Origin of the sequence: Ornithinimicrobium carbonis, from assembly GCF_050703245.1 — a bacterium.
Classification (GTDB): Bacteria; Actinomycetota; Actinomycetes; order Actinomycetales; family Dermatophilaceae; genus Ornithinicoccus.
Genome location: NZ_CP192647.1, coordinates 2931774 through 2940659, shown reverse-complemented (window position 1 = coordinate 2940659; position 8886 = coordinate 2931774). Strand labels below are relative to the sequence as shown.

Here is an 8886-nt window from a genome sequence, read left to right as displayed (position 1 = left end):
CTCCTGACCCCGTGGCACTCACCATCGGAATCGTCGGCCTGCCCAACGTCGGCAAGTCGACCCTCTTCAACGCGCTGACCAAGAACTCCGTGCTCGCGGCGAACTACCCGTTCGCCACGATCGAGCCGAACGTCGGGGTGGTCCCGCTCAAGGACGACCGGCTGGCCCGCTGGCGCAGATCCACGGCAGCGCCCGGATCCTGCCGGCCACGGTCAGCTTCGTGGACATCGCCGGGATCGTGCGCGGTGCGAGCGAGGGGGAGGGGCTGGGCAACAAGTTCCTGGCCAACATCCGCGAGGCGGACGCGATCTGCCAGGTGGTGCGCGCCTTCCGCGACGACGACGTCGTGCACGTGGAGGGCAAGGTCTCGCCGCGCGACGACATCGAGACGATCAACACCGAGCTGGTCCTGGCCGACCTGCAGACGTTGGAGAACGCCGTCCCGCGGCTCGAGAAGGAGGTCAAGGGCAAGCGGGTGGACAAGGAGGTCCTCGACACCGCGCTCGCGGCCCGGACGGTGCTGGAGGCGGGGGACACGTTGTTCACCGCCGGACCGCCCGCGGGGGTCGACATGGCGCTCGCCCGCCAGCTCGGGCTGCTCACGACCAAGCCCTTCCTCTACGTGTTCAACCTCGACGAGGACGGTCTGACCGACGAGGCGCTGCACGACGAGCTGGCCGCCGTCGTGGCCCCCGCCGAGGCGATCTATCTCAACGCCAAGCTCGAGGCCGACCTGGCCGAGCTGGACGACGAGGAGGCCCGGGAGCTGCTGGAGTCCGTCGGGGTCGACGAGCCCGGCCTGGACCAGCTCGCCCGGGTGGGCTTCCAGAACCTCGGCCTGCAGACCTACCTCACGGCCGGCCCCAAGGAGACGCGCGCCTGGACCATCCGCAAGGGGTGGACCGCGCCGCAGGCCGCCGGTGTCATCCACACCGACTTCGAACGCGGCTTCATCAAGGCCGAGGTCGTCTCGTTCGAGGACCTGGACGCCGCCGGGTCGATGGCGAAGGCCAAGGAGGCCGGCCGGGTCCGGATCGAGGGCAAGGACTACGTCATGCAGGACGGCGACGTCGTGGAGTTCCGCTTCAACGTGTGAGGTCCTCGCCGTGTGAGGTCCTCGCCGTGGAACACGGGTGGGGGCCAGGAGCAGGTCCCCCTCGACGGCGGCCCGGCGACCCTCGGCGCAGGTCCTACCACCCAGGGTCGTCGGTCGGCGGTGGCTCCTCGTGCCGGGAAGGCTCGTCGGCCAGCCGTGGTGCGTCGTGCCACGGGGGTTCGTCGAACCACCCGACCCCGTCCATCGACGCCGGCCCCCAGGAGCCCCAGGGGGCGTGAGCCGGGTCCGTGCCGCCAGGATCCAGGGCCCGTTGGACCAGCGTCCGTCCGACCGTCGCCTCCAGGTCCTCCCACAGGCCCTCGGCCCGGACCCGGGTCAGCAGCCGGTCGCGCACGCGATGGCCTCCCCGGTGCTCGAGGACGAACACCTCGGCGATCTCCAGCAGCTCCTCCGGGTTCAGCCCCTCCAGCCCCCGCCGCAGGTACACCGGCCTCTCGACGGGTGGCGGCGGTGGAGAGGTGCGCAGAGCCGCCGCCCAGTCGTAGGCGGGGTCCTGCTCCAGCAGCTCGGCCAACCGGGGGAGGGCCCGGTCGCGTGGCAGGCCGCGCTCGTCCACGGGCAGCATCCGTCGGGCGCGGTCCAGGACGGCGACCCAGGATCGGCCCAGCTCCTCGGCCAGCGGCTCCAGCCCCGTTCCACGGCGGCAGCCGCCCACCAGCCGCTCGTAGTCCTCGTCGGTCCAGGGCAGGCCATTCCGGGCCGGCCGAGGGGTCGTCCCGGCCGGCCGGGAGGACGGTGCGACCGGCCGCGAGGCCGCCCCGGTCGTCGGCAGCAGACCGGCGGTCATGGACCCGCTCCCGTCGAGCCCGCCGTCAGGTGTCAGGTCCTCCCACGCGACCCCGTCGGTCCCTCTACCCTCGGTCCCTCCACTCTCGGTCCCCTCCATAGGTGCTCCCCTCTCGCGTCTACTCGGTGCACCCACCGTCGCACGACCGCCACCGGGGACAGCCCGTGTCCACAGAGGCGGCGTCCCCGCCCCCGGCGGGGGCCGAGGGTGTGGACGGCGTCGCGAAGGGTGTCGGACCCGTCGCCGAGGGTGTGGGGGACGCCGTCGTCGAGGGTGTGGCAACCGACGTCCGGATCAGGGACGGGCGAGCTCGTCGTCGACGTACACGGGCAGCGACACCCGGAGCCCCGCCAGGGTCATCAGCACCCCCGAGCCCATGAGCAGGACGAGCACGAGGGTCCAGCCGCCGGTCGCCTCGTGGATCAGGCCCACCGCGAACGGTCCGGTCGCCGCCAGGGCGTAGCCCACCGGTTGCACGAACCCCGACAGCCGGGCGGTGACCTGCGGGCTGCGGGACCGGGCGGTGAGGAGCGCGATGGCGGTCGGGAAGGCGAACCCGGCCAGACCCAGGGACCCGGCCCACAGCCAGGGTAGCGTGCCGGGGGCCACGAGCAGGCCGGCCCATCCGGAGACCTGCAGCACGCCGAAGGCCACCATCCACGGCGCGAGCGTGCGCGACCGGGCGATCACCGTCGGCATGAGCAGACCCCCGACGATGCCCAGCGCCGTGAGCAGCGACATCAGCAGTCCGGCGCTCGTGGCGCTGAGCCCGGCGTCGCGGTAGATCTGCGGGAGCCAGCCGAACTGGACGTAGGCGTTCATCGACTGGATGCCGAACAGCGCCGTGAGGGCGACTGCGGTGGGGGAGGAGGCGATGCGACCCACGAAGGGTCGTGCGGGGGTCCTCCCCAGCCGGAGGGTATGCCGTTCACCCGCGCTCAGGAGCACCCAGGGGACGAGCGCGGCGAGGGCGACCAGGCCCCATACCCCCAGGCCTGCCCGCCACCCGGCTCCGCTGGCCTGGCCCACGGGGGCCGCGAGGGCCGCGCCGAGCGCCCCGCCGAGCGTCAGCCCGGTGCTGTAGAACGTCATGAGGCGGACGCCGCCGTCGCGGGAGTGGCGCTTGATCCAGGCCGGGACCAGGACGTTGCCCACCGCCATGCCGGCCAGCGCCAGGGTCGAGGCCAGCAGGAACACCCAGGCGGAGCCGGCGAAGGAACGGGCCACGAGACCCAGGACGACGGCCAGGACGCCGGCGGCGACCACGGCGCTGAGCCCCAGCCGCCGGGCGAGCGTCACCGCCAGCGCGCCGACGGCGCCGAAGCAGAGGCCGGGCAGGGCGGTGAGCACACCGGCCGAGGCCGGGCCCATCCCCAGGTCCGCGGTCAGCTCGGCCAGCACGGGTCCCACGGACGAGGCGCCGGGGCGCAGGTTGATCGAGACCAGGACGACGGCGGCCAGGATGAGGCCCACCCCGACGTGGCTGCGGGCCGGCCGCGGCCGACCGCCGGGCAGGAGCGTGGTCATCCTCGCCCCCGGGGACGGCTTGCTAGCCTGGGCGACGAGCCCGACCGGCTCCCGGACGAGGGTGGTCGTACCCGGATCGCGACAAGACGACCACGTGGAGGGTTCATGTCCTGGTTCGTCCTTGTCGTGTCCGGCCTGTTCGAGGCGGTGTGGGCCACGGCCCTGGGCCGGATGGACGGTCTGCGTCCCGGCCCGGTCGCCGTGTTCCTCCTCGCCCTGACCGTCTCGATGGTCGGACTGGGGTGGGCGATGCGCGAGCTGCCCACCGGCACGGCCTACGCCGTCTGGGTGGCGGTGGGAGCCAGCGCCACCGTGGCCTGGGCGATGATGACCGGCGCCGAGCCGTTCACCCTCGCCCGGGTGCTGCTCATCGCCGGGATCATCGCCTGCGTGGTCGGGCTGAAGCTGCTCCCGCAGGAGTAGCCCCCGGCGCGGACGGGGCACCCGGTGCCCCGGACGACGGTCGTCGCCCGGGGCGCCGGCGTCCGGTCAGCCGCGCAGGGCGTCGATGACCGCGTTGAAGGTCGCCGACGGGCGCATGGCCGCGAAGGTCTTGGCGTCGTCGGGGTGGTAGTAGCCGCCGAGGTCGACCGGGGAGCCCTGCACGTCGAGCAGCTCCTGGGCGATCTGCTCCTCCTTGGCGGACAGCTCCTCGGCGACGGGGGCGAACCGCTGCGCCAGCTCGGGGTCCTCGTCCTGGGCCGCGAGGGTCTGGGCCCAGTAGAGGGCCAGGTAGAAGTGGCTGCCGCGGTTGTCGATCTGGCCCAGCTTGCGGGCGGGGGAGCGGTCCTCGGTCAGCACCTTCTCGGTGGCGACGTCGAGGGCGTTCCCGAGCACGCGGGCGCGGGGGTTGTCGTCCCGGTCGGCCAGGTGGCGCAGCGACTCGGCGATGGCCAGGAACTCCCCGAGGCTGTCCCAGCGCAGGTAGTTCTCGCTCTGGAGCTGCTGGACGTGCTTGGGGGCGGACCCGCCGGCGCCGGTTTCGAACAGACCCCCGCCGTTCATGAGCGGGACGACCGAGAGCATCTTGGCGCTGGTGCCGACCTCCAGGATGGGGAAGAGGTCGGTGTTGTAGTCGCGCAGCACGTTGCCGGTGACCGAGATGGTGTTCTGGCCGGCGCGCAGGCGCTCGACCGAGAGCCTGGTGGCCTCGACCGGGGAGAGCACGCGGATGTCCAGCCCGTCGGTGTCGTGCTCCTCCAGGTACGCGCCCACCTTGGCGATGAGGTTGGCGTCGTGGGCGCGGGCCTCGTCCAGCCAGAAGACCGCCGGGTCGCCGGTCGCCCGGGCACGGGTGACGGCGAGCTTGACCCAGTCGCGGATCGGCTCGTCCTGGGTCTGGCAGGCGCGCCAGATGTCGCCCGCGCCGACCTGGTGCTCCAGGAGCACGGTGCCCGAGCCGTCCACGACCCGGACGGTGCCCGGGGCGGCGATCTCGAAGGTCTTGTCGTGCGAGCCGTACTCCTCGGCCTTCTTGGCCATCAACCCCACGTTCGGGACCGACCCCATCGTGGTCGGGTCGAAGGCGCCGTTGGCCTGGCAGTCCTCGATCACCGCCTGGTAGACACCGGCGTAGGAGGAGTCCGGGATGACGGCCAGCGTGTCGTCCTCCTCGCCCTGGGGGCCCCAGAGCTTGCCGCCGTTGCGGATCATGGCGGGCATCGAGGCGTCGATGATGACGTCGCTCGGCACGTGCAGGTTCGTGATGCCCTTGTCGCTGTTGACCATCGACAGGCGGGGCAGGTGCGAGAGCCGCTCCTGCACCGCGGCCCGCACCTCGTCGGCCTGCTCGCCCAGCGCGTCGAGCCCGGCGAGGATGCCGCCCAGACCGTCGTCGGACGAGAGGCCCGCGGCCGCCAGCTGCTCGCCGTAGCGCTCGAAGACGTCGGCGAAGAAGGTCTCCACCGCGTGCCCGAAGATGATGGGGTCGGAGACCTTCATCATCGTGGCCTTCAGGTGCAGCGAGAAGAGGACGTCCTCCTGCGCCGCCGCGTCGACCTGCTCGGCGAGGAAGGAGCGCAGGGCCTGCACGTCCATGAACGTGGCGTCCACGACCTCGCCGGCGGTCACCGGCACCGAGTCCTTGAGCACGGTCTCCGTGCCGTCCTCGGCGACGTGGACGATCGAGAGCGCGCCCGCGGACTCCACGACGACCGACTTCTCGTTGGTGGCGAAGTCGTGCTCGCCCATGGTGGCCACCCGGGTCCGGGAGTCGCTGCTCCACTCGCCCATCGAGTGCGGACGGGAGCGGGCGTAGTTCTTGACGGCGTCGGGCGCCCGGCGGTCGGAGTTGCCCTCGCGCAGCACGGGGTTGACGGCCGAGCCCATGACCTTGCCGTACCGGGCGCGGACCTCGCGCTCCTCCTCGGTCTGCGGCGACTCGGGGTAGTCGGGCAGGTCGTAGCCCTGGGACTGCAGCTCGGCGACGGCCGCCTTGAGCTGCGGCACCGAGGCCGAGACGTTCGGCAGCTTGATGATGTTGGCCTCGGGCGTGGTGGCCAGCCGACCCAGCTCGGCCAGGGCGTCGGGCTGGCGCTGGTCCTCCGTCAGGCGGTCGGGGAACTGGGCCAGGATGCGACCGGCGAGGGAGATGTCGCGCGTCTCGACCTCGATGCCGGCCGCGCCCGCGAACGCCTCGATGACGGGCTTGAGCGAGTAGGTCGCCAGCAGGGGGGCCTCGTCGGTGCGCGTGTAGATGATCGTGGACATCAGCTGAAGGTCTCCTACGTGCTGGAACGGGCGTGCTGTCGTCGGTACGAGGCTACTCGACCCCCGCGGGCGGAGGCGCTGGCGGCCGGGGAGCCGCCCTCCCTGGCCGGACCGGCCCCCGATAGCATGAGGGTGGTCGACCACCGCGGTCGCGGTCGGTCCGGCCGGGCGCCTGCGGTGCCGGGGCGCCCCGGTCCACGCACACGGAGGTGGTGGCGGTGTCGGAGCAGGGACGTCCGGTCGTGGTGGGAGCCGACGGGGGCGGGACGGACTCGGCGGCCGTGCGGTGGGCCGCCCGGTTGGCCGAGCGTCTGCACCGCGAGCTCGTGGTCGTGCACGCCAGCGAGCCGGAGGCGCTCGCCGCCCGCGCCGCCGGGGCAGGGGCGCCGGACGTGACGGCGCTGCTGGAGGCCGAGGAGGAGCGGGCCGACCTCATCCGGCAACAGACCGAGGAGCTGGGTGCGGCCACCGGGGTCGAGGTGCGGCTGGACGTCCACCGCTCCTCGCCGGTCAGGGCGCTGCTCGAGCACGAGGCGACCGCCTGCGCGATCGTCGTCGGAACCGGGCGCAAGGGTGTCCTGGAGGAGTTCGTCCTGGGCACCACCTCCATCGGTGTGGCCGCGCACGCCACCTGTCCCGTGGTCGTCATCAACCCCGAGGTGGACGTCGACTCCCTGGACCGGGGCGTCGTCGGGGTCGCCGTGGACGGCAGCGAGGACAGCAGGGCCGCCGCCCGGGTCGCCCTGGACTACGCCGGTGCGACCGGGGCCAGCGTGCTGGCGCTGACGACGTGGTACCTCGAGGTCGTCGACGGGTACGTCGTCACCGAGCCGGACAGTCCCGAGTGGCGCCAGCTGGAGGCCGAGCGCGCCGCCGTGCTGGAGTCCGCCCTCGCCGGGCCGATGAGGACCCACCCGGACGTGCCGGTCGAGCTCTCGGTCCGCCGGGGCCCGGTGCTCAGCACGCTGCTGGAGGCCAGCGCCGACGTCGACCTCATGGTCATGGGCAGCCGGGGCATGGGCAGCTCCGCCGCGGGCGGCTCCTGGGCTCGGTCAGCCAACGCATGATGCGGGCCGCCGGTGTGCCCGTGATGGTCGTCACCCGACCGCGCGACAGGCACTGACGCGACCCGCTCGGCAGGTCGGAGCGGGTCAGTCGCGCTCGGCGAGCGCCTCGGCCGCCCGCTCCGCCAGCGTGGTGCCCGCCCCCTCGTAGAGCTGCACCACGACGTCGGCACCCAGCTCCTGGTACTCGAGAACCTCCGTGTCGTACTGCGCGACGACCGCGACGATGCCGGTGTAGTCGCTGGCCGTCAGCTCGCGCAGGGCCAGCTTCCCGGCGCCGTGGAAGGGCATCGCCAGCACGACGATGTCGACCTGGCCGGTCGATTCCAGCCGGGCCCAGAAGTCCCCGTCGGCGGCGTCCGCCTCGACGATCGCGAACCCGTCCTCGCGCAGGTCGGTCACCCGGGTGGGCAGGTTCTCCACCCCCAGCACCTCCAGGCCGTAGACCTGGCCGAGCTCGGCGTAGGCGGCGCGCCCCACCCGGCCCATCCCCATGACCACGGCACGGGCGGGCCCGAAGGAGATGGGGCGCTCGTGCGGGTGGACGTCGTAGGGGGGGTGCATCGGCATGACCCGGCGTGCCAGCCGCAGCCAGCCGTCGGAGCGGGCGTTGATCACGGTGGCCACGACGAAGCTGGCCGCCACGGCCACCGACATGACGACGAGCCAATCCTCGTCCAGCAGGCCCGAGGAGGTGGCCACCGCGGTGACGATGAGACCGAACTCGGAGAAGTTGCCGAGGAGCAGCCCGGCCTTGACCGAGGTGCGTCGGCGCAGCCGGTGGCGGTCCAGCAGCCAGACGTAGAGCAGCACCTGCGCGGGCAGCAGGAGGAGCAGGACCAGGCCCAGCACCACCGTCTGCACGTTGGCGGTGCCCCCGAACCCGATCGAGATGAAGAACCCGACCAGCAGCAGGTCCTTGAGGCCGAAGAGGCGGTGGGACAGCTCGCTGGCGGCGGCGTCCCCGGCCAGGAGCATCCCCACCACCAGGGCCCCCAGGTCCCCCTTCAGACCGACGGCGTCGAAGGCGGCATACCCCGGCCCCAGGGCCATGGCCAGGCCGAACAGCGCCTGCATCTCCCCGGGCGGAACGACCCGCCAGAGGCGGCGGGCGACCCACCCCAGCGGCCACAGGCCCAGCAGGAGGGGAAGGGCCCACAGGCTGGGCAGCTCCCCCTTGGAGGCGGTCATGAAGATCACGGCCACGAGGTCCTGCATGACGAGGATGCCGATGGCGATCCGGCCGTAGAACGACTGGATCTCGGCCTTGTCCTCCAGGACCTTGACGACGAAGACGGTGGAGGAGAAGGAGAGCGCGAAGGCGATGAGCGCCATCGTGCCCACGTCGGCACCGGTGAGCAGGGGGAAGCCGAGGAGCGCGAGGATCCAGAGGAAGCCGGTGCCGACGGCCACGGACAGGGCCACGTGCGCCCCGGTGGTCACCCACACCTCGCGACCCAGCAGGCTGCGCAGGTCCAGCTTCAGGCCGATGCCGAACAGGAGCAGCGTCACCCCCAGCTCGGCGATGAAGTCGAGGTAGGGCAGCTCACGCACCCCCGCGGCCTCCAGGAGGAAGCCGGCCAGCAGGAACCCCAGGAGCGCGGGGAGCTTGACGACGGACATCAGCAGGCCGGCGGCGAAGGTGGCCGCGAGGAAGAAGGCGATGTCGGTCATGCAGCACC

The 8886-nt window shown here is 72.7% G+C and carries 6 protein-coding genes, 1 pseudogene and 1 riboswitch; of the genes and pseudogenes, 3 read left to right on the top strand and 4 right to left on the bottom strand.

Features of this window, described 5'->3' with window-relative positions:
* Positions 1-11 precede the first annotated feature (11 nt).
* Positions 12-1096: pseudogene (ychF, locus tag ACQ95T_RS14735) on the top strand (redox-regulated ATPase YchF).
* A gap of 94 nt (positions 1097-1190) precedes the next feature.
* Here the strand turns inward: ychF and ACQ95T_RS14730 are convergent.
* Positions 1191-1904 (bottom strand): hypothetical protein, encoded by a 714-nt coding sequence (locus ACQ95T_RS14730; protein WP_425941765.1) that lies wholly within the window; start codon positions 1902-1904, stop codon positions 1191-1193.
* A 294-nt stretch (positions 1905-2198) separates the two neighbouring features.
* Positions 2199-3431, bottom strand: coding sequence for an MFS transporter (locus ACQ95T_RS14725; protein ID WP_425941763.1), 1233 nt, complete (start codon positions 3429-3431; stop codon positions 2199-2201).
* A 31-nt stretch (positions 3432-3462) separates the two neighbouring features.
* Positions 3463-3527: riboswitch (guanidine-III (ykkC-III) riboswitch) on the top strand.
* A 9-nt stretch (positions 3528-3536) separates the two neighbouring features.
* On the opposite strand from ACQ95T_RS14725, the gene ACQ95T_RS14720 reads away from it, so the two are divergent.
* A complete protein-coding gene (locus tag ACQ95T_RS14720) occupies positions 3537-3854 on the top strand; it encodes a DMT family transporter (RefSeq protein WP_425941762.1) in 318 nt (105 codons plus the stop codon).
* Between the two features lie 66 nt (positions 3855-3920).
* On the opposite strand, the gene ACQ95T_RS14715 is transcribed toward ACQ95T_RS14720, so the two are convergent.
* Positions 3921-6140, bottom strand: coding sequence for an NADP-dependent isocitrate dehydrogenase (locus tag ACQ95T_RS14715; RefSeq protein ID WP_425941760.1), 2220 nt, complete (start codon positions 6138-6140; stop codon positions 3921-3923).
* Positions 6141-6358: 218 nt separating this feature from the next.
* On the opposite strand from ACQ95T_RS14715, the gene ACQ95T_RS14710 reads away from it, so the two are divergent.
* Positions 6359-7207: a universal stress protein gene (locus tag ACQ95T_RS14710; protein WP_431473040.1), complete on the top strand. Its 849-nt coding sequence runs from the start codon at positions 6359-6361 to the stop codon at positions 7205-7207.
* A gap of 84 nt (positions 7208-7291) precedes the next feature.
* Here ACQ95T_RS14710 and ACQ95T_RS14705 read toward each other — a convergent pair whose 3' ends face one another.
* Positions 7292-8878, bottom strand: coding sequence for a cation:proton antiporter (locus ACQ95T_RS14705; RefSeq protein ID WP_425941756.1), 1587 nt, complete (start codon positions 8876-8878; stop codon positions 7292-7294).
* Positions 8879-8886: the final 8 nt, after the last annotated feature.

Bases quoted from the DNA above. Each gene is read 5' to 3' on its own strand.
- ACQ95T_RS14705 (WP_425941756.1), bottom strand. From the start codon at position 8,878: ATGACCGACATCGCCTTCTTCCTCGCGGCCACCTTCGCCGCCGGCCTG.
- ACQ95T_RS14730 (WP_425941765.1), bottom strand. From the start codon at position 1,904: ATGACCGCCGGTCTGCTGCCGACGACCGGGGCGGCCTCGCGGCCGGTC.
- ACQ95T_RS14720 (WP_425941762.1), top strand. From the start codon at position 3,537: ATGTCCTGGTTCGTCCTTGTCGTGTCCGGCCTGTTCGAGGCGGTGTGG.
- ACQ95T_RS14715 (WP_425941760.1), bottom strand. From the start codon at position 6,140: ATGTCCACGATCATCTACACGCGCACCGACGAGGCCCCCCTGCTGGCG.
- ACQ95T_RS14725 (WP_425941763.1), bottom strand. From the start codon at position 3,431: ATGACCACGCTCCTGCCCGGCGGTCGGCCGCGGCCGGCCCGCAGCCAC.